This window comes from Dyadobacter sp. HNCC25DJ186 (assembly GCF_056895235.1).
Genome location: NZ_JBXHAS010000001.1, coordinates 320,128 through 346,780, shown reverse-complemented (window position 1 = coordinate 346,780; position 26,653 = coordinate 320,128). Strand labels below are relative to the sequence as shown.

Sequence of the window (26,653 nt, the reverse complement as noted above, 5' to 3'; positions counted from 1 at the left end):
GGATTTAATCGTATGTCGATTAAATAATTCAATTTGGTGAAACGAGAAAATTGGAGTATTATTGAAGCTTGTGTGACTTTGTTAAATAAAATGAGTCCTAAGAAAGTAATTAAAAAAGGGACGATATATAAAAGATATAGTTTTGGCTAAATGGTCTGACATCTGATAATTACTAATTTTTGAAGTGAAAAAAGATCTACTATCAGTCTGTAATTTAGTCAAATAAAGATAAGAAAAGGTTAAGGGTTTAGGAATAGTCAGTATAAAGCCGTCTTCATGAGATGGCTTTATCTTTTTATAGGCTCAGCCCAAACTTCTACGCGACGGTTTAACCTGCGTAACTCTTCTGATAAATTTTTTTGATTTGGTCGCGTAGAGCCGTACCCAACCCCTTGGATGCGATCATTACCAATTCCTTTTCTTTTCAGATATTCTCGTACAACATTGACCCGCTGATTGGATAAAAGTAAGTTTTTATCAAAATCACCGATGTTATCCGTATGCCCTTTAAGCATAATTTTTAAATCGGTGCGTGTTTGAAAATAGGAAATCATAGAATCCAGCTGCGCTTTTGCGGGCAATTCCAGGGTATCATTACTTTGATTGAAGAGTAATGTTAACAAAGGGCTATCAAATGTTTCAGGTTTGAGACTGATCAGTGACTTCACTTCCGTAGAACGCGCCGTAGTTTTCACAGGAATACTTCGGGTTTGAAATCCCGGTGCGTTTACAGATATTTTATACGACTCATGCGGTTTTAATTGAAAGGAATATCCACCGTTTTTCACATTGGTTTTGGCTACAAGCGAATCATTGACAGATTTCCGTACCGATACTTCCGCATTTTCGACAGCGGAGAGATTTTTTCCTTCAAAAACTTTTCCGGATACACGAACCAGTCTGGTATCTAATACAGGCGTTTTTTCTTCTTCTGGTTTCGGTTCCTCTTTTACTTTTTCGATTTCCGCAACCAATTCTTTTGGAGCGCGGCTGATCGTCTGATAACTTCGACGGATGAAAACAGGCGTCATTACCCGGTCATATACACGTATTAACGCAACGGAGCCAGCACTAGCCTCATGGTTCGCGACCAAGTCGTCCTGAAATAAATTCAGAACCTGCTCATTATCAAGGATTCCTTCCGTACCCGGATCTTTAAATTCCACCTTGGACAAACCGTTGACATACATTTTTATCACCTTGGTTTCAAAATCTCTCGAATAAACGTAGTGAATGTATTGATTGGCGCGCACCGGTGCTTTTTCACCAATTGCAAAATCGTAGAAATTTAATTTCCCGTCGTAAATGTAACTGCCATAATCACTTTTCCGGTTTTTAAAGTCGAGCACGCGTTTCCAGCTGTCCAGCTCATTTAGTTTAAAATAAATTTCGACGGTAAAAGATTTATTCAAAAAACCGTTTGCTTCCTTATTATTAAATTGTAGTCCTGAATTTTTTTCAAATTGATATACCGTCCGGATGATCTCCGGGACGCCATTTTCTCCGCTTCCGGGGACTTTTTCTTTTACGAACTGTCCCGCTTGTCCTAAATGATGTAAAGCCGGGCCGCCTTTTTCAATGGGCAGCAAGCCATTATTGAAATCATAGGTCCACTGGCTTTGTGAAAAAACTGAAAAACAGGAGTGGCTCAGAAGAAGAACAAGAAGCCACTTTGCATTTTTTTTACTAATCATCTTCAAAAATATAAAAAAGACAGGTTGAAGCCGAAATGGTTCTTGTATTTTTGAAACATAATTACTCTTTACGGTGAAAAATATTTTAATAGGTCTCGTTTTTTCCATTCTATGGGCCTCTGCTTCTGTTGCGACAAAATTTGGTGTCCAGTCCGCATCTCCTTTGATATTAGCAAACGTTCGTTTTTTTATCGCAGGTATATTGCTGTTAGGTTTTTCTTACATTTTTAGCAAAGGTGAGGCTTATAAATTTCCGAACCGAAAGGAATTTTTGCAGCTTGGTTTGTTCGGATTTTTAAACACAACGCTGTATCTCGGTTTATATGTAATGGCCATGAAATATACAGCTGCCGGTATCGGCAGCCTGGCTGTTTCAATAAATCCCTTGATTATCGTTTTATTATCGGCCTGGTGGCTTAGCCGTCGTCCTCGGCTGGGTGAGTGGCTGGGGATTATTCTAGGCATGTTAGGCGTAGCCATTGCAACTTATCCGCTGCTGGACGGTGCAACTACCAAAATAGAAGGTATATTGATACTACTTGTAAGCATGATCGCCGTTTCGGCGGCTAGTGTATACTATGCTACGGTTGAATGGAAATTGCCGAATCTGCTGATCAACGGCTGGCAGGTTATGCTTGGCGGAATATTTCTGCTTCCGTTCACATTCATTTTCGGCAATTTTTCTGTAACAGCCTGGGATTTTCGATTTTGGGGATCTGTATTGTGGCTGAGTCTTGCAGTATCAATAGCCGGACTAATTTGCTGGTTTTACCTCTTACGAATCGATACGGTCCGGGCTTCGTTGTGGCTTTTCCTTTGTCCATTATTTGGCTTCTTTTTTGCCTGGTGGCTCATGGACGAGCCGGTAACCATTTACACAGTCGCCGGATCATTGTTTGTTATTGTCGGCTTGTACTTTGGACAAAAAGCGAAAATCACCGGAAGGGTAGCTATAAAAAAGTAGTCATTCTCAGGTTATTAGTTCTGAGAATGACTACTTTTTTTATGAAGTATCAATAATTAATCAGTTTCAATTTGCCCGCTGAGATATAGTCGAGCCTGACCTCCGATGTTAACGCGGTCTCCATCAAGATCACATTTCAGAAAACCGCCGCGTTTCGAAAGCTGTTTTGCTGTAAGATCAGTTTTTTCCAGTTTTTCAGACCAGTACGGAATCAGCGTTGTGTGTGCAGAACCTGTTACGGGATCCTCATCAACGCCCGACTGCGGGGCGAAAAAGCGAGATACAAAATCCACATCGTCGCCAGGTGCAGTGACGATAATGCCTCTTGCCGGGATAGTAGAAAGCACAATAATGTCAAAATCAAGGTCTCGAACTTCTGCTTCTGTATCTAAAACGACCATGTAATCTGTTTTTCCCTTATACACTTCCAGAATTACGGCATCACGTAGTCCTTCCATTAAGGCAGGAGGTGGAACCGCGATGTGGTACTGGTCGACCGGGAAATTTAATGTTAACCAGTTGTCCTTGCAAAGTACCGTCAGTTCACCACTCAGAGATTCAAATTTGATAAGATCTCCTTCATAACCCTGAATGTTAAAAATAACGTATGCAGAAGCGAGCGTAGCGTGCCCGCAAAGTTCTACTTCCAGAAAAGGCGTAAACCAACGAATGTGGTAACCATTTTCAGTAGGAACGTAAAATGCAGTTTCTGCGAGATTATTTTCCGAAGCAATATTTTGCAAGGTTTCGTCGGGTAGCCAGTTTTCTAAGGGAACAACCGCAGCCGGATTTCCAGAAAAAAGTTGATCGGTAAATGCGTCTATTTGATATATATTCAGTTTCATCTATTTTGGGCCAGGTGTTAATTTAATCCAAGGTATTAATTTTTTTTTCTATAAAACGTAGTCGTGAATGGAATTTTTCAAGAAATTTATTAAAATCTGATAAGGCTCGAATATGACAGACTTTGAAATGATTGCCTTAAAACTCCCGATCGGGTATACGTTTTAGAATATCTTCATAAGCCAGCCCACAATTAAACGAAGCTTTTCTCTCTAATTGTTCAACAACAAAATAAACTTTAACGTCTCCTGTTTTTCATTCGTAGATAAACGCCATTTGTCCAGCCAAAGCCCTCCTGAATATCGTATTCTCCGCCGCCGGCTTCCAGGTTAGTATCAGAAACGTTATATTTTTCCATCATTTTCCCCGTCCTTTTAAATTCTTTTTCATTGAGAGACAGCCATTCATCGCTCAATTCATTGGCTGTTTTGTGGAAATTATAATTCCTAAGGCCCTTATAAGTGATCCACTGTAAAGGTGCCCAGCCGTTTGGTGCATCCCACTGCTGTCCGGATTTGACGGCAGTAGTAAGCAGTCCGCCCGAGCGCATGAATTGCAACCTTATATATTTTCTGACATAATGAGACTGTTGTTTTCTGGCCAGTTTAAAAAACAAAGGAAAGGTTCCGGCCAGTGTAACAGCTTTTGTAAAATCTTTTTTTACAAAATTGTAGTCCATGTAATAGTTGCGACTTTCGTCCCAAAAATATTTTTCGACTGCCTCGCACCTCATGTTCGCTTTATTTTCATAAAGCTTAAAATTTTCATAATCTTCATTCAAAAGGTATGCTTCCGCCAGCGTTTTTTCCAGATGATGCATCAGGCAGTTCAGATCAATTGGGAGGATATCGGTTGTCTGGATCGATGAAAAATCATTTTCATCTTCAAACCACCGACTGCTAAAATCCCATCCCGATTCTGCGGCAGCGCGTAGATGGCGATAGACAGATTCCGGAGAAACCTGATGATGCTCTACAGCTTCCTCTGCCAATTCAATATCTTCCTTATAGGCTTCAGGGCGAGGTGTGGATTTGTCGTCCCAATAGCGATTCAATAAAAAGCCATTCGGCAATCGGACCACGCGCCGGTATGCGGTGTAATCCTCCTTTGAAGAATTTCCTTCATCCATCCAGTAATCATACTCCCGCTGCATCTGAGGAAGATACTTTTTTAAAATCTTCTTGCCGTCCATCTCGCTATATAGTCGCACCATCAGTGAAAAAAATGGCGGCTGAGAGCGGCTTAAATAATAAGTCCGATTTCCTGTTGGAACGTGGCCGAACTCATTGATCAGATATGAAAAATTGTTGACCATATTTTCGATCAGATCAACACGGCCGCATTCTTTAAGCCCAAGCATAGTAAAATAGCTATCCCAGTAATATATTTCCCGGAATCTTCCACCCGGGACAACGTACGGATGTGGCAAGGGAATCAGCGATCCGCCTCGTTCCTGACTCTCAGGCTGACGGGTAAGGTAGGGCCAAAGTTTCCTGATATGCTGTTCGGTTGTCAGGTCTTTATCGGGCGTGTACTCAACCTTTATTTCAGCAGGAATTTTGAAATGATCATGCACAAATTTTTCCAGATCAAATTCCGAATTATTTTTTTCGTGGTGATACTTTTCTATAATTAGGACCGGATCTTCCAAAGGGATACAATCCGCGAAGGTTTTCGAATCTTTGAAAATATGACTATTTTGAACGTCACTAAAAAAGTTGCCAAACAACTCTTCCGGAGATGTGAGAGATTGACCAAATGTAACTGATGAGGCAATGAATCCGAACAAATCTTATGGCGTTTTAAAGTTCACATTTTATTTTAATCAACGGATGACCGCATAGGATAAAGGTACCACTTTAGGGTCAAAATAATCGGATCGTATTCATTTCTAAACTTTTTATAATCAGTTTTTTACTTCGGTGAAGTTTAATTTTGGCAACCTCATCGCGCTTTCGATGATTTGAATTTCGATACTTAAAATTCCGGCTTCTGCCTTAAAATTAATCTTCTCAGCGTCGTCTGTCGGTTTATGGTAGTCATCGTGCCCTCCGGTGTGAAAAAATAAGACCGGAATTTGTTTGGCATAAAACGAACCATGATCTGAGCCTCCGCTGCCGGCCGCATCTGTGAAAAATTTAATATCACTTTTGACAGGTTTAAAAATTTCCGGCCATTGATCGCTCGTACCAAAGCCACCGATACCAACGCCGCGTTCAGGGTTATATCTCCCGATCATATCCATGTTACACATAAAGCTGATTTTGCTTAATGGCAAGGTAGGATTGTTTACAAAATGTTTCGATCCTAAAAGTCCTAACTCTTCCGCGCCGAATGCTATGAAGAGAAAATTGTAGGCTTCCTTTGTTTCGTTACCCGAAAAATAACGTGCCAGTTCAAGTAAACCCGCGACACCAGAGGCATTGTCATCTGCGCCATTGTGTATTTTTCCCTCAGGATGGTCATCTTTTGAACTCCCCTGATTTCCTAACCCTAAATGATCAAAATGCGCACCGACGACGATCGTGAATGCTGCTCCGTTATCAAGAAAGCCGATTATATTATGAGTTTTACGTAAACTATCCGGAACAACAACACGCCGGACTTTTGCAATAAACTCCTGCTTGAATCCATCCGTGCCCAAAGGCTTTAATTGATATTTTTTGAATTCTTTTTCGACATAAGATGCCGCTTTTGCATTTTCCTTACTTCCTGTTCCGCGGCCCTTCATTTTGTCGGAAGCAAGTTTGTATATGTGTTTTGATATAATTTCAGGCGAGGGAGAAATCGTTTGCGCCGGGACTTTGGTAATTAAAAATAAAAAGAGCGTTGAAAAAAGGTATTTCATTTGCATTGGAAATTGATTGATGATCTCGCAATAGTAAAATAGAGAGGGAGGCCCCGCAGAACCTCCCTGATTATTTGATAATAGAAAAGTTTCTACTTGATTTTTCTCAATTCCTCGTAAATAACATCCATAATGGCTGTACGAGTATTAAGCGTGGAGACCTTTGGATTATCTCTAGTTGGATAAACTCTGTTGGAAAGGAACACATAATTAAGGTTCACTGAGGGGTCAGCCCACACCATAATACCCGTGAAACCGGTATGTCCGAAACTAACCGGATGGGCATACTTTGGGGCGTTACCTGTGAATTTAAAAGAAGGCTTATCAAATCCTAATCCACGGCGACTTCCCATTTCCGGATACTGATAACGGGTGAATTCGAACAGGGCATCTTTGCTTAACAATTGTTTTCCTCCATAAAAACCCTTCTGCAAATACATCTGCCAAACTTTCATCACGTCATTAGCATCTCCGAAAAGTCCTGCATGACCACTTAATCCACCAAGCAAAGCTGCTGCTTCATCATGAACTTGTCCGTGAATTAAGGTTTGACGGAAGAAGGTATCACGCTCAGTAGGAACGATCTGATCCAGATTATAAAAACGTCTCGGGTTGAAAGTAAGCGAAGTCGCCCCCAGTTTTTTGTAAAAATTATTTTTAAGATAATCCTCAAATTCTACACCGGTCAGATTTTTTACGATTTGCGGATATAGAATGAAGGACAAATCGCTGTAAACATATCCTTCCTCAGGATTTAATGGTGAATCAGCAATTTCCTTATATAATTTCTTGCCATAATTTTTACGAAGAAAAAGACTGTCGCCCACTACCGAAGTCGGATATTTTGCTGACTGCCTGGTGCTAAAAAGTTTCTTTTTTAAAGTTCCATCCGGATTTTTAGCTTCTTTCCAGAACATGATATAAGATTTCAAACGCGCACTATGGGTCAGAACACGGCGCCAAGTTAAATCTGCTTTGTTTGATTTTTTGAAATCAGGCAGGTAATCCTTCATCGTAGCATCGAGGTCAAACTTCTTTTGATCGTACAAACTCATCAGGGCAAGTGTTGAAGCTGTAATTTTAGTGACGGACGCCAGGTCATACAAATCGGTCAGTTTCACCGTCGCAGCACCTTCATACGTATGTTTTCCATAAGCTTTTCTGAAAAATACTTTTCCATCTTTCGCAAGTTGTACAACACAGCCAGGCGTTGCTTTGGCCGTAATGGCCAGATTTGCAATGGAATCAATCTTGAAAGTGATCAATTTTGAATCCAACCCAAGCTCCTCAGGAATGGTATATTTCAAGCGTTCCAGCGCAGGCGTATCTATACCCAGTGCATACGGAAATTTCGCATTGACTGTTACGGGGAGTTTCCCTCTTGCAGGTATGGCTCCAAATATTAATTGCGCAGAAAGATCCTGTGTGAAAGGTGTTAGCTGATAAGCCATAACCAGTGCTTTTGCAGCTTCCGGTGTTGTGATTTTGTTTAAAACGTATGGATTTCCAAAAACAGAAACAACTGCCTTTTTCGTGGCCATCAGTTCCTGTAACATGGCACTCATTTGCTCCGTCAATCCATAATTAACCCGTGGCGAAATACTGCTTAAATGGAGGCCGACCAGTAATAGGTTATAGTCTTTAAGTTTTGCACGAACAGCTTCAATTTGTTGGGGAGTCGCTTTTGCGGGAACAACAAAGTGGTCTACCTTGGTATATAACCCAAGTGTGTTTTGGAAAGTGGTTATTGAATCAGCACCAAGTGATATGGATGCAATTTTTAATGTATCGAGTTCACGCAGCGGAAGTATGTTACCCTCATTTTTCAAAACGGTCAACGCTTTTTCAGTCAGCAGCCGGTTTGTTAATTCTGCGGATTTTGGGTTCAAATCTTCGTAAAGATTTGTCAGATCGACAGGTTTGTAATGATTCAGTCCAACCCAGGCCTTCGCTTCCAGTACTTTCTTGCAACGAAAGTCTATTTCAGCTTGCGAAATTTTTCCTTCCGCGATACTTTTTTTGATTTCGGCAACGGCTTTGGAAACGTCTTCGGTAAATTCCAGAATATCCATTCCAGCTTCCAGTCCCATCGCATCCGCCTTTCCATCAGCAAAATATTTTGTCACGCCCTTCATATTCATCGCATCCGAGTAAATCAGACCCTGATAGCCTAATTTGTGACGAAGGAGATCTGTAACAATCGGCTTAGATAATGTAGATGGTAAATTTGGTGTGTTATCTAGTGCAGGGATGCTCAAATGCGCGATCATCATCCCCGATAATCCATTGTTCATAAGCACTTTGAATGGATATAATTCCAAAGTATCCAGCCTGGTAATATTGTGATTGATCAGTGGAAGATCGTAATGAGAATCAACACCTGTATCTCCATGTCCCGGAAAATGTTTTGCGCTGGTTAACAAGCCGTTATCCTGCATCCCTTTCATGTAAGCGAGGGCCTTTTCAGCAACTTTATACTTGTTTTCTCCAAAGGAACGGAAGCTGATCACCGGATTGTTGGGGTTGTTATTGATATCTGCGACGGGAGCAAAATTGATATGCATCCCAAGCCGTTTGGCTTGCTGCGCCAATTGTTTCCCCATTTGATAAATCAAGTCATCATTTCCCTGAATGGCACCCAAAGTCATTTGATATGGATAACGAACCGTGCTGTCAATGCGCATCGCGAGACCGAATTCAGCGTCCATTGCCACTAATAAAGGTACTTTTGAAATTGACTGGTAATAATTTGTAAGTTTTGCCTGAGGCACAGGTCCGCCCTGAAAAAATACCACCCCGCCAATTTTATTCTCTCTGATCAGTTTTTCAATCGCGGCAGGATTGCTCGTTTTAGGATCAATTACGGCACGTTTTACATCTGAAACCGCTGCAACCATAATTAATTGAGAAATCCGTTCGTCGGGCGTCAATGTTGCGAAGACAGAGTCAACCCATTGTCGATTTTTGTTTAAAAATTGTGGAGGCGTAGTAGTTTGTGCCTGAACGGTGTGAATCGCAAACAGTAAAAATTGAAATACGAAGAAAATTATAGCTTTTTTCATGAATCGGAATAGAAATAGTATCAAGTTTCCAAAGTTTGGAAAAAAACGGACTTAAACAAAGCTTACTCATTTTAGATGTCGTTCTTACGCAGCTCTTCAGGCAAAAGCGAGACCCAGGAGGAGACCAGCAAGAATTATAATATAAGAGGGGATTTTTGTGAAGAAAAGTATAATCAGCGTACCTGCAACGGTTAATACAGGTTGCCAGCTGATAGCCATTGGTTCAAACATCGATGCGGCAGCAGCAATCGTGAGTCCGCAGCTTGTGGCATGAACTCCGTTAAGAGAAGCACGTATCCCGCGAAATTTTTTAAGTTGGTCCCAGATTGGGTAGGCAAAAAATATGAAGAATGTACCTGGCAGGAAAATTCCGGCTGTGGCAACAAAACCACCGATAATTTGGCCAGTGATACCAAATTCCTGCATGGATAAACTGCCCACATAGGTCGCGATAGAAAACACGGGGCCTGGAACCACTTGTGTCAGAGCCATCCCGGAAAGAAATTCCTGGTTTGTCAGATAGTGTTTAAATTCTACAAATTCGTTATAAAGAATTGGAATTAGAACTTGTCCTCCTCCAAAAACCAAACTTCCGTTACGATAAAAATTTTCAAACAAACGAACCGGTAATGATTTTGTGACTGTACCAATTCCAGCGGCTACAATTAAAACAGAAATCCAGAAAATAATTGGTCGCCAGGTAATCCGTATAGGCCCACGCTCCATTTTTTCATGTTTTCTGAAATTCAGCGAAGCTGCAACTCCACCGGAAATAATCAGCAGTGGCGTCATATAGGGTGAGGGAAATAAATAGGCAAGGATTGTAGAAAGGATCAAAAAAGACCAGCCTTGAAAATTATGAATTACTTTACGGGCAATTGCATAACCACCATGCATCAGAAATGCAACGGCCATTGGCCCTACGAATTTGGTAAAAGACAGGGATATTTGCTTTTGTTCAAGCATATGAATACCAATGGCCGCCAGCGTCATCAGTATCATGGCTGGTAAAGACCAAACCAGCAACGTCAGATAGGCGAGTGGCTGTCCGCCGATTTTCAGACCTATTGCGGTAACTGTTTGTGTTGAACTTGGTCCGGGCAGTACCTGGCAAAGTGCTTGTAATTCCAGTAATTCTTCTTCTGTGATATACCGTCTCATTTTGACAAGCCGCTCAATCATCATCATAAGATGAACCTGTGGACCTCCAAATGCTGTGAAAGACAGCAAAAGGATGTCCAGAAGATAAATGATGTATCGAAATCGCCGGATGGGATGGTTCAAGAGCGTGGGTGATTATTTTTTTAATCCCAATTCACGTAAACGCTCGTCCAGAAATTCTCCGGCAGTCATATTGACGTACATTTTTGGAAATTCACGGCTCACACAACTTTCCAGGCTCGTCAGATTCATGTCTGCGCGGGGATGCATAAAAAAGGGGATTGAAAAACGTGAAGTGCCCATTTTTTCACGCGGGGGATTTACAACCCGATGAATAGTAGATTTTAATTTATGGTTTGTAAGGCGGTCAAGCATATCGCCAACATTAACGACGATCTGGTCAGGAAGCGCTGTAATGGCAATCCACTTTCCATCACGACGCAAAACTTCCAGACCTTCCGCGCTTGCACCCATCAGCAGAGTAATCAGATTGATGTCGCCGTGGGCGGCAGCTCTTACAGCACCATCAGGTACTAAATCAGGATTTTCGATGGGGAAATAATGCAGTGCACGAAGGATACTGTCGCCACTTTTTACTTTATCTTCAAAATAATCTTCGGAAAGATCGAGGTAAACAGCAATGGCGCGAAGCAGCGTTTTGCCGGCATTTTCAAAAGTTTTATAAACTTCAACAGTATAGTGCTCAAATTCGGGAAGCTCTGTTGGAAATACGTTTTTCGCCATTTCACCGATCGGCTCCGGCTGGCCCACATGATAGAATTCCTTTAAATCTGCTACTTTGAAACCTTTCGCAGTTTCCTTGCCCTTTCCAATGTAACCGCGTTGTCCAAACAATTCCGGGAACTCGTACTTCTTTTTCTCTGGCTCAGGCAAAGAGAAAAAACGCTGTACGATGTCGTAGAGTTTTATTCTTAATGCATCGCTAAGTCCATGATTTTTAATTGCAACAAATCCTATATTGGTAAATGCAGCCCCAAGGTCTGCCACAAATTTTGCTTTTTTTTGCGCATCTCCTGAGGTAAAATCTGCCAGGTCAAGCGAGGGTACTTCATCTAATAATGCAGGTTCCATAATTCTTTTTTATGCAAAGTATAAAACAATCTGTTGTTCATGCAACTAATTTCAGCGAACATTCAACTGCTGTACGCAGTGAGCCATTAGTTTGTTAATTTTTATGTACTAAAAGCATCAAGATTTTTGGATGATTGATAGAGTTTTTTCTATCTTTAAATAGACGAAATTCGATTATTTGAGAGATAACTCTATATTTACGTCCTGATTTAACACCGATTTGAGGCTTGATAGTCAAATCCGGATTGAATATCAACGTATACTTCAAAAGCAAATGCTCTTTAATTCACTACATTTTTTACTGTTTTTTATTTTTGTAACAACCTTTTATTATACCCTTCCATACAGATTCCGGTGGGTGCTTTTGCTTGCAGCGAGTGCCTATTTTTATGCCTCATTTATTCCGGTTTATCTTATTATTCTGGGCGTTGTAATCGTCATAGATTATTTCGCGGGAATCTGGATTGAAAATGCCCAAGGTCGAAAGCGGCTTTTGATATTGATTCTGAGTCTTGTCGCCAACGTTGGATTTCTTGCTTTTTTCAAATATTTCGATTTCCTGAACAACAATATCACTTACGCGCTGCAACTTATCGGCCAGAAAAATGAAATGCCGCCTTTAAGAGAAATGTTTCCTGCACTTATACTGCCTATCGGACTGTCGTTTCATACATTTCAGTCCATGAGTTATACAATTGAAGTATACCGGGGAAATCAAAAAGCAGAATATAACTTCGGGATTTATTCGTTGTATGTACTTTTTTACCCGCAACTGGTAGCAGGTCCCATCGAAAGACCTCAAAATGTGTTATGGCAGTTTCGGGAAAAATTCGCTTATGACTGGGAAAATGTCAGGACCGGGCTCACGCTGATCGCCTGGGGAATGTTTAAAAAAGTGGTGATCGCAGACCGACTTGCACTCGTGACGGATCCAGCGTATGCCGATGTTCAAAGTCAAAGTCCGGCAACTTTGTTGATCGCAACATTTTTCTACTGTTTTCAGATCTACTGCGATTTCTCAGGTTACTCCGACATCGCAATCGGAACAGCGAGAGTAATGGGTTTTAAACTGATGACAAACTTCAACGCACCGTATTTCGCAGAATCCATATCAGAATTCTGGAAACGTTGGCATATCTCGCTCTCGACCTGGTTTCGTGATTACGTTTACATTCCGCTCGGCGGCAACAGAAGATCCAAAAGCAGAGTTTATTTTAACACGATGACTATCTTTCTGCTGAGCGGTTTGTGGCATGGGGCCGACTGGAAATTTATAATCTGGGGTTGTATTCACGGAGTCTATCTGATCCTCGCGCAGATTTTCAACACCCATGCAATTTTTCGTCCTGATCATGCCGGAAAGGGTGGGACCCTGCCGGTCCGGATATTTCATATCATCTGGACATTTTTGCTTGTTGCCCTGGCATGGATATTTTTTCGGGCAAACAGTGTTTCAGAGGCCTTTCAGATCATAGAAAAAATATTCACTTTCTCCGATTATCAAATCCCTGAACTTGCAATGAATAGCGGCGAATTTATTTTCTCGCTGGCTCTTTTGATTCTGCTGATGGTCAAGGATAAATATTTTGCCAGGTATGTTCCGGATACGAAAATGTTCTGGATTCTGTTTACGCTGACTTGCCTCTGCTGTTATCTGTTTGGGGTTTTTACAAGTAATCAATTTATCTATTTCCAATTTTAGGCTATGGGATATATGAATAGTTTAATTCGGTATTTCGCGCTGTTCGTGTCTGGAGTTATTTTCGTAGTCAGTTTGTCTCCGGTTTTACAAAGAAAAATCGCTGCGAAAGGCTGGATTCCTGATCAATATCGATTCGGGGATCTGTACAATACTTCGAATCTGAGAAAGTTCAAGGAGCTTGATTATAAACAAAATGCAACGCTTTTACCTTCTGATAAACCAACAGTAAAATCTCAGAATGTTGATTTGTACACGATTGGTGATAGTTTCACACCGATGGATACAAGCTTTTATGCAGGCCGTAAAAACTTTCACATCTGGCTGGGTGCTTATATCGATACGGTAAAACTCGACACGACAAAAAGGTCAATCTTGGTTATTGAGGTGATTGAGAGAACAATTCAGGAGCGTTTGCGCAGTGACTACAAAGCGTTATATTTTGACAAAGGATTTCAGATTGAGGGACAAATGAAGCCCAAAGCTCCTGAGGAAGCAGCACAGGAACCATCATTTTGGTGGGATAAATTTGGCGATCAGATCAATCAGCGAATCGAATTTTTATTATTTAATTATGACCCGTTCCTGAAATTAAAAGAAGTTAAATCCAATATTATGTTATCCTGGTTTGACCGGACACATTCCGGAGCCATCATTTCCAGAAATCATGAATTTTTGTTTTATAACATCGAAGCTGACAGGAAAATTGGTCTGTCTCCTTTTTACAATATTTCAACCGGATCGGTAGATACGATAGTAAATAATATGAACAATATTCGTGATTATTATAAAGGAGCTGGATTTGATGAGGTTTATTTTTGTTTCGTTCCAAACAAAGTAACGGTTTGCGAAAATGACCGTTTTCCATATAACAACCAAATTTCGAGGATAGAAAAACATCCTGAACTTCAAACGCCAATTCTTTCGATACAGGATACAATCCGAAGCCACCCGGAATGGTATCATCTGGGAGACGGGCACTGGACCGTAAAAGGGCAGCGTTACTGGCTGAAAACTGTTAACCAATTGGTAAGGGAGTGGGAAGATAAAAAAACGTCGAAAGATTTCTAGAAAAAACTGGAACCAGTTACCATAGTAACTGCCGCAAGTCTAAACCATTTAAAATTTTACTTGTCTTAAATGGTAGCGAATATGATAACGAAAAAATATCTGGATGATCTGGAATATCAAATCACAGGTGCCTGCATCGATGTACACAAACATCTTGGTCCAGGGCTTCTGGAAAGTGTATATCAAAAATGTCTCGCGCATGAGCTACGTTTAAGACAAATCCTTTTCTCGTCAGAACATACCATTGACGTAGTCTACAAAGGCTTTCATCTGGACACAGCTCTGCGTGTTGATTTTTTAATTGATAATTGTCTGGTAATGGAAATTAAAGCAGTAGATTCGATCCTGCCGATACATGAAGCACAATTGCTGACCTATATGAAATTACTAAAAACGCCTAAAGGACTTTTAATAAATTTCAACTGCACCAACATCATCCAAACTGGTAAAAAACCATACGTAAACGAATTCTATCGCAACCTGCTTTGAATATTTTAGCTTATCTACCACCTAAGACATTTAAGGAAAGCTAAGAAAAATTAAGAAAAAAACTTAGATGAAACCTTATATGTCTCAGGTGGTAGTCAAAATGTATGGTAACTTATTCTTTTAAACTTTTGATGTAAGCGATGGTTTGGGGCACTTGTTTCATAAATGATGGGCTTTCGTCTTCTATGAAGTAATGTTTAATTCCGGCTTTTTTGGCGGCTTTCAGCACACCCGGAATATCAATTTGTCCTGTTCCTAAGGCAACATCATTTTCAACCGGAGTTCCGCCGGATAAATCTCCTTTGACGCCTTTTCGTAAATCTTTTAGGTGCATTAACTTCCAGCGACTTCCATATTTATTAAGCAGTTTAACCGGGTCCTGGCCGGGAAAGGCAGTCCACAATACATCCATTTCGAAAGAAACATTTTCAGGATTAGTGTTTTTTACGATGTAATCGAAAAGAGTTCCGTCTTCATAAGGGACGAATTCATAACCATGATTATGGTAACAAAGTGTTATACCATTTTCTTTCAGAATCTTTCCTGCTTTGTTAAAATCTGCGACAGCTTTTTTTGCTGTTTCCAGGTTAAAATTTCCTTTTTCATGAGGAATCCAGGCCACCATCACAAAGTTTGCCCCAAGGATTTTCGCGTTGTCGATAGTCTCCTGAGGATTGCTCACCAGCGATTCATATCCAGCGCCAATGGATGGCATTTTTATATTTCTTTTATCCAGTTGCTTTCTCAATTCAGCCGTAGTCATACCCTTCTGCGGTCCGCCTTCAAGTTCTGTTATACCAAGAGTTTGAATTGAATCAAGTGTTGCTTCGATTCCTTTTGGGAAACTTGAACGGAAAGTGTACGCCTGAGCACCTATTGGTTTGGTATATAATGGTTTTCCCGACTGTGCGTAGCTGCTGCTTTGAAAGAGTACGAAGGCAATCAGGATATTAGAAAAATTTACGATTTTACTCATATGTTTAAAGTAAGTAGATTAAAATATGACATGTTTTTTGTGCCAGAATGAAAAGATGCTTTGGCAACAGAAATACTGTATGAAATTGACATTCCTGGTATCGAAACAATTTAATACCCGTCCGCCTTAATTTCCTTTTCTGTTATTTCACCATATTTTTTCACCTGTTCCTTTATTTCGGAAGCTTTACCAACCATTACAAATTGCAGGTTGTCTTTCGGGAAATATTGCTGGATAATACTTTTGGCCTGGGCTGTTGTCAAACCATCCACTTTTGCCTGAAAAGTATTGATAAAGTTTTCATCGAAATTGTAAATGAACATATCCGTCAATAACCCTGCAAGTGCTCCGGCAGATTCGTAATTTGGCGGAAAATCTCCTTTCACGTACGCTTTTGCCGAGGCCAGTACCTGGCCATCAATACCGGTTTTATGCAGGCTGTCGAGAACGCTCAGTGCCATATCAATCGCCGGAACAGTGGATGCATTTTTTGTAAATGTGCTGACTACAAATGTTCCTGCCATTTTATACCGGCTGAAACGGCTGCTTGCGCCATAAGTGAGTCCTGAATTGACACGAAGCGCATCGTTAAGCCAGGAAGTAAATCGTCCGCCCAAAACGGTGTTTACAACCAATACCGGAATATAATCGGGCGAGCTATATGGAATTCCTTTTCCTCCGATATAAAATGTGGTCTCTCGGGCATCGTCCTTATTCACCAGAAGTACACGGCTCTTTTCAAAATTCATGTCTGGTACGGCGCGTTTGATCATTCTCGCTTCTGCCGTTTTCCATCCGCCAAAAAGGGCGGTGATACGCTTCTTCATATCAGCCGTTTTAAAATCACCAACGACTGCAATGGCGCCTTTTCCTGTTGTATAATTGGTTTCGTAAAATTTCTTTACATCCTGGACAGAAGTTTTTTCAACTGTCGACTTTGTGCCGGTCGTTGGATTTGCGTAAGGATGTTTAGCAAAAACAAAACCATTGAAATAATTCCCAATCACGCTGCGAGGACTTTCCTTTACCTGAGATAATTCCAGTAATGTACGTTGTTTATGCTTGTCAAATTCTGTCGGATCAAAAACAGGATGCATGATTACCTCTTGTAATACATCGAACAATTTGTCCTGATCTTTTACTGCAAAAGACGAATAAACGCTGGCACCTTCCTTACCCGCAGCCGTCGATAAATTTGCCCCGACAAAATCTGTTATTTCTTCAATCTGAGACTTTGTATATTTTTTAGTACCAAACACCAAAGCATCAGCAGTCAGACTGGCAAGACCATATTGATCGCCATCATTGATGGACCCGGCATCAAAAACCGCAGAGAAATTAACCATCGGAACTTCATGTTGTTCCATGAGATAGACAGTAAGTCCATTTTTAAGTTGAAATTTCTCGTATTTCGGCACTTTAAAACTACCCTGCGCAGACGCGAAAAGGGATGTCAGTGCCAGAAGTAAGGACAGTATATTTTTCATGCTTAATTTTTAAATTCGTAGTGTATAAAAAGAAATTTCAGGCTTTCTTGTCTGGTAAGAGATATCCAACCGTCCTGTTCCTTTCCGTAAAATATTTTGCCGCAACCCTCTTGATATCCTCAATGGTCACTTTCTCGTATAATTTTGGCGCGTCATACATTTTTTTAAAATCGCCAAAGAAAACTTCATAAGTTCCCATACTGTTTGCCTTGCCGTTAATCGTTTCCATGCTCCGGTAAAATTCCATCAGCTTTTGGTTTTTTACTTTTTGCAGCTCATTTTCAGTAACGCCATTTTTAATCACATCGTCAATCTGTGCTAAAATCGATTTTTCCAGATCGCCTGCTGAGATACTATCGCCGGCAATCGCATACACATTGAATAATCCAGGATCGAAATTTTCACTCATAAATGTATAAACCTGCGAGGCGATCGTGGTATCCATGACCAGCGATTTTACCAAACGCGAAGAATTGCCCGACGTCAGCAAACTGCTGAAAAGGTCCAGTGCATAATAATCCTCGTGACCGGTCTGCGGTGTATGGTAAGACAACAGCACGTTTGGGGTCGTAATATCCTTATACGTCGTTACGCGACGCTCGCCATTTTGTTCTGGTTCAACAGTGCGGATTTTAGGAGGCAAACCTCTCGCGGCAATGGGTGCCATATACTGATCGGCCAACTTACGGACCTGATCGACTGTAATATCGCCGACCACTACCACCGTCGCATTGTTAGGTGAATAATAGGTTTTGAAATAATTTTCAAGATCGTTTTGCGTCCAGCTTTTGATATCTGATTCAAATCCAATAACCGGAAACATGTAGGGATGCTCCTGGAATGCGACTGATTGAACAAGTTCACCCAGTAACCGATAATTACTGTTTTCCAAACCCGTACTTCTTTCCGATAACACAACGCCGCGCTCGCTTTCCACCATTTTCGGATCGATTGTCAGGTCCGATATCCTGTCTGATTCCAGTTTGAAAATTGTCTCCAAAGCATCTTTCTGAAACCAGTCGGTATATACTGTCACGTTCTCGCTCGTGTAAGCATTGTTGGATCCACCGCTGGCTTCCATGACGCGGTCAAATTGTTTGGGCCCATAGTTTTTGGAGCCGTTGAACATCATGTGTTCAAAGAAATGAGATAAACCCGTTATCCCATGCACCTCATTTCTAGAACCAACTTTCCAAAACAAATACATATTGGCGTTTGGTATGGAATGGTCTTCCAAAACCAGGAATTTCATGCCGTTGGCAAGTGTGAATGTTTTTACATCCTCAGATTTGCTTTGGGCATTGGCCATACCGATACCAGCCATCATCGCTGCTCCGAGCAATAGTTTACGTAGCCTCATATATAAATTTCAAGATTTGTTTTTGTAATAATAATCAAAAAACGCAAACGGAAAACAGCGAATTGATGAATGGTAAAGTTTTACTGTATCTGACCTGAAGTTTGAAGAGTGACTTGCAAGTTACTCACAGTTAGTTTTTTATGTAGTTTAATACGTTAAATAAGTTGCAAAAAATAAACTTCAACAATATTGTTACTATCACTGTATTTTGACGTCATTACTGTTAATATACTGACCGACAACAAATAATACTTCCACTTACTCTTTAATTATTGCTTTATGAAAAAACTATTTTTACTTAAACTGCTTCCCTTCGTGGTGTGCATCCTCATGCATTCTCTGGCTATCGGTCAAAATAATGCGAATGTTAACTGTCCGAATCCTGCCGGTGGATGCGATACGATTGCGATCGAGCAAAAAATAAGTCCTTGGCGTGTTGGTGGATTTATTGGGCCTGCCGTAGCATTTTGCGGCAAATGGTCGAGTACCTTTAATTCGGATAAATACAGAGATAAATCTTTGTTTAACGGAATTGGTTTTCATGCAGGTTTGAATGCGGATTATTTCTTTAATGTAAAAGAGAAGAAACAATTGAAATTTGGCGTAGGTGCGGTTGCCGGTTTGCAAACGTTTTTTTTAAGAAACGACCTGGATGACTTCCTGGATCGGATCATTGCTGAATCAGGCTCCAATAAAGCAGTCATCAGAAAGGGTGCTTCAGAGGATCATTATCTGGCAGTCGGCCCCGTCCTGAGTTATGCATTTAGTAAAAAGCCTAGATCTCCTTTCATTGAAGCATCCGTCCGTGGCGGTCTTTTCAGAACAACGCCTGCGGCGATTTTCGTTTATGACGAGGCAACATCTAATAATATTTATTCTGTTACTGCAACGGATAAGCGCTACCATGCCGGACTTCTGGCAACTCTGGGTCTGTTTTTCCCAAGTAAAAAAGGGCTTTGGTCCTGGGGTGTGGAAGCAGCCGGATTTAGAACGAAAGTTAACTACATATTCCCTGGGGCGACGATTTACAGTTACCAGCGTAAGCATGGCGGTTTCACTGCCGGACTTGCTTTTCGTCGTAATTTTGTACGTGATATTCCAGTACCGAAGGAGCCGACACCGCCATTGATTTGCGAAGCACCTGATCTTGAATTGATGATTAATGGAAAATCAATCAAAGGGATGATTTTCAGTACACTTGATTCTACAAAAGCGGACAGTATCAATATCAGTTGGAAAAGTCGTACGATTTTGGATAGTACAAAAAGTGAAACTTTTACGGCGCGTCTGCATCAGCTAAATGGAGGAATGGATACTGTCATCGCGCAGGTTGTTTGCCAGAAAGAAACAAAAATGGCCTGGCCGGCAGCTTACGTAAATCCGGTTACAGGCCGTCCGGTTGAAGGGCAGTATTATGTTACCGTGCAAAGTCAGCAGATTTCTACCTGCGCATCTTGTATCAGCGAACCAAGTACAACAGGTTTTGCAGTTCAAAGTCCCGACACGGTTAAAATCAAAGTTCCAGGTTGCTTCAAACAGTGCTTCCTGGAAGTTTATGCCTACAAAAAGGTGAAAGTTAAACGCGTTAAGTATGGTAAATCGCCAACATCCTGCGTAGGCTGTATCTGTCCGGTTGACACGGTTTCAAAAACAATTTCGCAATACCATTTATTAGGAACTGTTAAAAGAGATGACTGCGATGCATCAAAACTTGATTTGAACAGCGAAATCTCAAACATCAAAATACCAAGCTGGGCGACTACAGTTTATACCTCGGTGGAAACTGTCGTAGCGGGTGATTGTGAGGGATTGGTACAAGGCAAAAATAAAATCAATTATTCAGCTCCGGTGAAGAAAGGGAAAGTAGGGATATTCAAAAGAGCATATCAAAAGAAGTAAGGTTTCGGGATTAATAAACAATAAAGGGTTTCGCATGATTTTGCGAAACCCTTTATTGTTTACTCTTCCTTAATCCATTTCACACGAACTACCCTACTTTTTATATCATGATTGGCAAAAAAATGCAGCCAGTGGAGTTGCCTGGAAGATAAATGATCGGTTGGGGATTTTATTTCGATAAAAGAATATTCGTTTTCGTCCCATACGAGTAAATCCGGGAATCCCCGGGTGTTTTCACGAAGATTGTATGCAATTTCCAGCATGACAGCATGAATTTGTTCAGGTGTTAAAAGCGAAACTAACCGAAGCACAGTTTCAAGCATATCCGGATACCAGCTGACCAGCACATTCGTTATCCCGAATTTTTCCTGAAATGTTTTTTCCACAATATCTGAAATGTCTTCCCTCGAATCAGCATCTTTCATTCTCGCCAAAAGCTGCTCCGATCTCTTGAAATAGAAATCTGGCAGGAAAAAATCTGATGGTACCCGTTGCAAAGGATTATGAATCGCCTTTACGTTTGTGTCGTAAATAATATCCCAGAACAAAAGTCCAAAAAGAGCCCGCCAGGGTTCGTTTTCACTAAAAACTGCTTCTGAACCAAGTTCTTTGTAATAATCAATTGCGCCTCGTTCAACTCTGAAACGATAAGAAATTGGAACGTCAATGCTGCTTGCGTCTTTCAAAGCTTGTGTTGTTCGTTTGACGGCACGCTTCTTCTTATTCACTATTTTTTCGTGAAAATCCTGCGAAAAATAACGTTCATCCGCATTCTGCGGACTCTCGGCAATTTCCTCACAAAGCGCCAGAGCTTCTTCAATTTCTCCAAGATTGTACAAAAGCCGGACACGTCTTTCGCGCGCCGGTGCATCGTTTGTCAATTGATAGATCGTCAGCGCTTGTGAAAGCATTTTTTTTCGTTCGAGCCAGGCGCTGACACGGAGGATAAAAAGATGGTAGGAGGGGAGTGCTTTCTTGCTCAGGTTTCCTGAAACACCTGTTTGCCAATTCATGAACCAATCAAAAATTTCTTCCGGAGGCACTGCATTTTTCAATACATCGAAGGTTTCTTTCATCAAAGAAATCATCAGCGTATCGTCGACATCTTTCCGCGTATCAAATTGAATTGCTAAATGCGCTTCATCAAAAGATTGGAAGCGGACATGTCCCAGATCGCGCACAACAAATTCCGTCATGTCGGCATACCGGTTGCCAAAAAACAGAAATTTCATCATCATCACTTCCGCCTCAAAACTAACCTTAACGATTAGCTCCGTTTCCTGGATGATTTCACAGATTATATTAAACTCGTATTCATGCAAAAGCCATCGGATCAGATCTGCCTTACGAATTGATTTCGATGGCATGATTTCCGGTTCCAGAATTTTTGTAAATGCCAGATGTTCCGGTTTTGTAAAAAGATCCATTACCTCCTCAAACCGGTCTTCGTGAAGTTCGCAGAGTGCCTGAATAAATTCCTTGTCATGCAACTCAGTTAGTGCCGCTGAAATATCTGTAATTTCCGAATATTTGAGATTGTTAACCCGGAAGAAAGACTTACTCCTGTTGCTGAACCGAATAAACAGACATTGGGCGTCTTCGGAAAGAGAACTGTAATTATTTAAAAATGCGAGCTCGTTCTCGTTTAATATGGATTCGTACATTTTCCGTACAAAGTCCAGTACATAACCAAAGTAATCGTGGTAATATTTTGGTGGAAGATCCTTTGGGAATTCGTTAATCTGCACAGTTGTCAATGAAGTATGTTAAGGCGGATTGCCATTAAACTTTATCCAAATATAACGAGACTACCAATCAAATATTTGTCTGGTCCGATCTTTTATATGGTGGATTCAAATTAATGATCATATTTGATAAGATACAGTAGCGGAAGGCATAGTTTTTATGGTTTTTATCTCATTTTATGGAAACATAAATAGTATAAATAGGATTTTGACAATACAAACATTGCCCAATTTCGATTAACGTAGTATTTTATATAGATTTGAATTACATTTGTTTCCAATGGAAAATAACTTTTATACCCCATGACAACATTAGATTCGTACAATTTTTCCGGCAAAAAAGCCTTGGTTCGTGTTGATTTTAACGTACCGCTTAATGACAAGTTTGAGATCACGGATGATACCCGTATCCGTGCGACCATACCTACCATCAACAAGATTCTTAGTGAAGGAGGATCTGTGATTTTGATGTCCCACCTGGGGCGTCCGAAAGATGGGCCAACGGAAAAATATTCTTTGAAACATTTGGTTAACCCTCTGTCGTTAATTTTAGGAAAAACTGTAAAGTTTGCTGACGATTGTATCGGGGCAAGCGCAACCGAGCTGGCGAAGGATTTGCAGCCAGGCGAAGTTCTGCTTTTAGAAAACCTTCGTTTTTACAAAGAAGAAGAAAAAGGAAATGAAGAATTTGCTGAGAAATTGTCTAAACTAGGAGATGTTTGGGTAATGGATGCCTTCGGAACAGCTCACCGGGCCCACGCTTCTACAGCGGTTATCGGTAAGTTTTTCACTGATAAAGTTTGTGGATATGTAATGCAGGCTGAACTGGATAACGCTGAGCGTTTGCTTGAACATTCCGAGCGTCCTTTCACAGCGATCATGGGTGGAGCGAAAATTTCTGATAAGATTTTGATCATCGAGCGTTTGTTGGATAAGGTTGATAATCTGATAATCGGTGGCGGAATGTCATATACATTTACAAAAGCATTAGGTGGAAATATAGGAAAATCACTACTTGAAGCAGATAAGATGGATTTAACACTCGAATTGCTTGAAAAAGCAAAACAGAAAGGTGTTAATATATTGTTGCCGATCGATACGGTTATTGCGGATAAATTCAGTAACGATGCAGAGCGTCAGACAGTACCAGCTGCTGAAATTCCGGCAGAATGGGAAGGTTTGGATATCGGTCCGGAAACAATAGAATTATTTAAAGGAATTATCGCGTCCTCCAAAACGGTACTTTGGAACGGCCCAATGGGTGTTTTTGAATTCCCTAATTTTGCAATCGGTACCAATGCAATCGCTGAGGCGGTAGTGGCTGCAACAGAAGAAAATGATGCTTTTTCGTTGATCGGTGGTGGTGATTCGGCTTCTGCTGTGAACAACGCAGGTTATGGAGATCGGGTTAGTTACGTTTCAACTGGTGGTGGTGCTTTGCTTGAATATATGGAAGGTAAAGTTTTACCTGGCGTTGCTGCTTTGGAAAAATAAAATATAATGGTTAATTGTTAAGGATTAATTGTTAATGATAAAAAAATTGAGAATCAGGTGCTTGTCGTCTGGTTCTCAATTTTTTTGTGTAGGATGTATGGTTTTAGTTTGCATGGAATCATCCGCAGTCTGAAAGCCGATAGCCAACTGCCGAAAGCTTAATAAAAAGAAATCCATCCCTCAAATGAAGAATGGATTGTCCGAATTATTAACCTAACTAATTTATAAATAAAGTCACAACCTGACCTGTATTTTTCTTCTCAACTTCCGCTTTTCACACGCGACTGGATATCATCAGAACCAGTATTACGTTGTCTTGTTTTCACGTTTTGGTTTCCGAACCGATAAGTGAATGTAATGCGTGCCTGACGACTTGGCCAGGTGCTTTTTACTCTCAAATCAATATCTTCAAACTTCGTTGTACCTCTGAATTTATTGGTCCAAAATGGATCCTGAACACTTAGCCGAATCGTCGCTTTTTTATCCATCAAAGATTTTTGTAACCCAAGACTAATGGCTCCCTGAGATTTCGACGACAGAAGTCCGTAAATAGCCGGGCTGTTATACCAACCTGAAAGTTCTGCTGTCCAGTTTTTAGGTAGCGTAAACGTGTTATTCACGAATGCGTTGTAAGTGAAAATTTTCATATCAAATGGCGCATTCCGGTAAAATGTTTGATAATGATTATAGGCCGCCGTTACGTTCGTCTGAATATTCCACCATTTTTTGACCGGGATCGGTGCGGATATTGTCAGACTTACGTAGTTCTGGTTATCAAGATTTTCTGAGGTTACATAAGTCTGGTTTTTTTCGGGAACCAGCATCGGGACTTCGTCAGCGATCATGTCTTTCACCCGGCTGTAGGCCAAGGTTGTATTCAAGAAACTTTTGTAAACATGAACCAACTGAAACGAATGTGTATACTGCGGACGAAGGTTCGGATTCCCTTTCTGGAAAGTGTACGGATCCAGGTAATATTCAAACGGGTTAAGCGATTGGTAATTAGGACGATCGATCCGGTAGCTGTATGACAAGTTTAAGACGTTGCTGCTGTCGAGATTTCTTGATACGAAAACACTTGGGAATATGTTCAGATAATTGCGGTCTCTGATACTGTTCAGCGTAACCGAATTCCCGATAGCATGCGTGTGTTCTGCACGCAGACCAAGTTGAAATTTCGTTTTTGAATTAAACTGTCCGTTATAGTTCGCATATCCTGCGTTGATATTTTCAGTATATTTAAACTGGTTGGTGCGCGACGGATCCAATTGCCATACATCTCCAAAAGTCTCAAAAATCATATTGTTGTCAGATTTTACATAACTCGATTTCAAGCCTGCCTCGAATTTTCCTTTGCCAATCGGCTGCATATAGTCGAGCTTGGCGACGCCGATATTTATCAAAGCGGGCATGTTGTTGCGGACGATATCCGTTTCTCCTGTTGGCGTTCCGTTCGGATTGAAATACCTGGTATCCAGAAAATTGTATCCCTTGCTATCGTATTGTACATAATCCACATCAAATGTCAGCTCTTTGCCTTTGTCGTTAAACTGATGTTTAAGGTTAACATTGGCGCTGATATTATTCATGTGATTGTTTGCGGTCATATCGGTATGATACGTTTGCTGAAGACTGAGGTCATCATTTAATATTTCAGCGTCGGTCGCACGGATTGGGTTTTTCCATGCATTATAAAATCCCGAAAACAATACGCCGATCGTCGTTTTATCCGTTGCGAAATAGTCCATTCCAACGCGGTAGTTATAATTTCTCGAACGCCAGTCACTTTTTGAGTCCATATTGAATGTCGTCGTTTTTCCTTCATAAGGAATGGCACGATAAATTACCTGTCTGTTAAAACCTTCTCCTTCAAAACCGCTGGCCGTTCCAAATAGACTTACTTTTCCCTTTCTGTTGTTTAATGCAAGCGACCCATTGCCGCGTCCGTAACCAGGTGAAGCGATACCGCCTCCGATTGAAAAATTACCGTTTGTTCCGAAATTTTTATTTTTCTTAAACTTGATATTAATGATTCCTGAATTTCCGGCAGCGTCATACTTTGCAGATGGATTGGTGATCAGTTCGATTTTTTCAATGTTGTCGCTGGGCGTATTTCTTAACAAATTCACCAATTCTGCTTGGGTCAGATAGGTTTGTTTGCCATCTATTTGCACAATGACACCATCTTTTCCGCGAAGTTGCAATCTGTCATTTTGTTGATCCACTGTTACACCAGGCGAACGTTCCAAAACTTCGAGCGCAGTGGCACCGGCGGACACAATGCTATTTTCAACGTTGATGATCGTTCTGTCGATTTCCTGTTCAATAAAGGGCTTTTTGGCTGTGACAGTGACTTCATTAAGTGCCTGCGATTCGGGTTGCAGCGTGAATGAGGGAAGGTTTACGGATTTGTCAGAAACGGAAAACTTTTTACTGTAAGATTTTTGATATCCGACCATCGATATCAAGGTTAAATATTCTCCTGAATCAACCTCATCGAAAAGAAATTTTCCATTTTCGTCAGCAGCAAGTCCCTTGGCCAGGGTTGAGTCTTTTGCTTTGAGCAGCAAAACATTTACAAAAGGAAAGGGCTGGGATTTTTCGTCCAGAATAGCACCAGACACTTTTCCTTTTGTTGCAGGGGTTTGAGCGAGCGCAAAGCTACCGCTCAGTAGCAAAGCTACCGTCAGATTAATAAAGAATTTCATGGCTAATAGATGTTATATTTTCAGCGATATCGATCTGGTCTTTCGGACAATTTTATCCTGA

General features: G+C 40.8%; 18 protein-coding genes. 6 read left to right on the top strand and 12 right to left on the bottom strand.

What is annotated here, in order from left to right:
• Positions 1 to 287: 287 nt before the first annotated feature.
• The gene (locus tag AC1XUO_RS01470) at positions 288 to 1,694 is read right to left on the bottom strand and encodes an OmpA family protein (protein ID WP_483327985.1); all 1,407 of its coding nucleotides are present in this window, start codon (positions 1,692 to 1,694) and stop codon (positions 288 to 290) included.
• A 73-nt stretch (positions 1,695 to 1,767) separates the two neighbouring features.
• Here AC1XUO_RS01470 and AC1XUO_RS01465 point away from each other — a divergent pair, with 73 nt between their 5' ends.
• Complete coding sequence (locus AC1XUO_RS01465; RefSeq protein ID WP_483327984.1) at positions 1,768 to 2,658, top strand: DMT family transporter; 891 nt, start codon at positions 1,768 to 1,770, stop codon at positions 2,656 to 2,658.
• A gap of 56 nt (positions 2,659 to 2,714) precedes the next feature.
• Here AC1XUO_RS01465 and AC1XUO_RS01460 read toward each other — a convergent pair whose 3' ends face one another.
• From AC1XUO_RS01460 to AC1XUO_RS01435, 6 genes are all read right to left on the bottom strand, one after another.
• On the bottom strand, positions 2,715 to 3,503 hold the full coding sequence (locus AC1XUO_RS01460; RefSeq protein WP_483327983.1) for a PhzF family phenazine biosynthesis protein: 789 nt from the start codon (positions 3,501 to 3,503) through the stop codon (positions 2,715 to 2,717).
• Positions 3,504 to 3,739: 236 nt separating this feature from the next.
• Complete coding sequence (gene treA, locus AC1XUO_RS01455; RefSeq protein ID WP_483327982.1) at positions 3,740 to 5,290, bottom strand: alpha,alpha-trehalase TreA; 1,551 nt, start codon at positions 5,288 to 5,290, stop codon at positions 3,740 to 3,742.
• A gap of 117 nt (positions 5,291 to 5,407) precedes the next feature.
• Positions 5,408 to 6,349 carry a M20/M25/M40 family metallo-hydrolase gene (locus AC1XUO_RS01450; RefSeq protein WP_483327981.1) on the bottom strand — a complete coding sequence of 314 codons (942 nt, stop codon included), beginning with the start codon at positions 6,347 to 6,349 and terminating at the stop codon, positions 5,408 to 5,410.
• A 92-nt stretch (positions 6,350 to 6,441) separates the two neighbouring features.
• Entirely contained in the window at positions 6,442 to 9,411 is a 2,970-nt protein-coding gene (locus tag AC1XUO_RS01445; RefSeq protein ID WP_483327980.1) for a serine hydrolase domain-containing protein, read from the bottom strand.
• A gap of 96 nt (positions 9,412 to 9,507) precedes the next feature.
• Positions 9,508 to 10,695 carry a chromate efflux transporter gene (chrA, locus tag AC1XUO_RS01440; protein WP_483327979.1) on the bottom strand — a complete coding sequence of 396 codons (1,188 nt, stop codon included), beginning with the start codon at positions 10,693 to 10,695 and terminating at the stop codon, positions 9,508 to 9,510.
• Between the two features lie 12 nt (positions 10,696 to 10,707).
• Positions 10,708 to 11,664: an isopenicillin N synthase family dioxygenase gene (locus AC1XUO_RS01435; RefSeq protein ID WP_483327978.1), complete on the bottom strand. Its 957-nt coding sequence runs from the start codon at positions 11,662 to 11,664 to the stop codon at positions 10,708 to 10,710.
• Positions 11,665 to 11,938: 274 nt separating this feature from the next.
• On the opposite strand from AC1XUO_RS01435, the gene AC1XUO_RS01430 reads away from it, so the two are divergent.
• The 3 genes from AC1XUO_RS01430 (at position 11,939) to AC1XUO_RS01420 (ending at position 14,923) form a co-directional block, all read left to right on the top strand.
• Positions 11,939 to 13,366, top strand: a complete 1,428-nt coding sequence (locus AC1XUO_RS01430) for an MBOAT family O-acyltransferase (RefSeq protein WP_483327977.1) — start codon at positions 11,939 to 11,941, stop codon at positions 13,364 to 13,366.
• Positions 13,367 to 13,378: 12 nt separating this feature from the next.
• Entirely contained in the window at positions 13,379 to 14,434 is a 1,056-nt protein-coding gene (locus tag AC1XUO_RS01425; RefSeq protein WP_483327976.1) for a hypothetical protein, read from the top strand.
• Positions 14,435 to 14,515: 81 nt separating this feature from the next.
• Complete coding sequence (locus AC1XUO_RS01420; RefSeq protein ID WP_483327975.1) at positions 14,516 to 14,923, top strand: GxxExxY protein; 408 nt, start codon at positions 14,516 to 14,518, stop codon at positions 14,921 to 14,923.
• Positions 14,924 to 15,035: 112 nt separating this feature from the next.
• On the opposite strand, the gene AC1XUO_RS01415 is transcribed toward AC1XUO_RS01420, so the two are convergent.
• From AC1XUO_RS01415 to AC1XUO_RS01405, 3 genes are all read right to left on the bottom strand, one after another.
• Positions 15,036 to 15,899 (bottom strand): sugar phosphate isomerase/epimerase family protein, encoded by an 864-nt coding sequence (locus AC1XUO_RS01415; protein ID WP_483327974.1) that lies wholly within the window; start codon positions 15,897 to 15,899, stop codon positions 15,036 to 15,038.
• 110 nt (positions 15,900 to 16,009) lie between these two features.
• The gene (locus AC1XUO_RS01410) at positions 16,010 to 17,386 is read right to left on the bottom strand and encodes a M16 family metallopeptidase (protein WP_483327973.1); all 1,377 of its coding nucleotides are present in this window, start codon (positions 17,384 to 17,386) and stop codon (positions 16,010 to 16,012) included.
• A gap of 37 nt (positions 17,387 to 17,423) precedes the next feature.
• Positions 17,424 to 18,746: a M16 family metallopeptidase gene (locus AC1XUO_RS01405; RefSeq protein ID WP_483327972.1), complete on the bottom strand. Its 1,323-nt coding sequence runs from the start codon at positions 18,744 to 18,746 to the stop codon at positions 17,424 to 17,426.
• 279 nt (positions 18,747 to 19,025) lie between these two features.
• Between AC1XUO_RS01405 and AC1XUO_RS01400 the strand changes: the two genes are divergently transcribed.
• Positions 19,026 to 20,645, top strand: coding sequence for a hypothetical protein (locus AC1XUO_RS01400; RefSeq protein ID WP_483327971.1), 1,620 nt, complete (start codon positions 19,026 to 19,028; stop codon positions 20,643 to 20,645).
• A gap of 59 nt (positions 20,646 to 20,704) precedes the next feature.
• Here the strand turns inward: AC1XUO_RS01400 and AC1XUO_RS01395 are convergent, their stop codons facing one another.
• Positions 20,705 to 22,393, bottom strand: a complete 1,689-nt coding sequence (locus AC1XUO_RS01395; RefSeq protein WP_483327970.1) for a VRR-NUC domain-containing protein — start codon at positions 22,391 to 22,393, stop codon at positions 20,705 to 20,707.
• Between the two features lie 300 nt (positions 22,394 to 22,693).
• Here AC1XUO_RS01395 and AC1XUO_RS01390 point away from each other — a divergent pair, with 300 nt between their 5' ends.
• Positions 22,694 to 23,884: a phosphoglycerate kinase gene (locus AC1XUO_RS01390; RefSeq protein WP_483327969.1), complete on the top strand. Its 1,191-nt coding sequence runs from the start codon at positions 22,694 to 22,696 to the stop codon at positions 23,882 to 23,884.
• Between the two features lie 260 nt (positions 23,885 to 24,144).
• Here the strand turns inward: AC1XUO_RS01390 and AC1XUO_RS01385 are convergent, their stop codons facing one another.
• Complete coding sequence (locus tag AC1XUO_RS01385) at positions 24,145 to 26,592, bottom strand: TonB-dependent receptor (protein WP_483327968.1); 2,448 nt, start codon at positions 26,590 to 26,592, stop codon at positions 24,145 to 24,147.
• Positions 26,593 to 26,653: the final 61 nt, after the last annotated feature.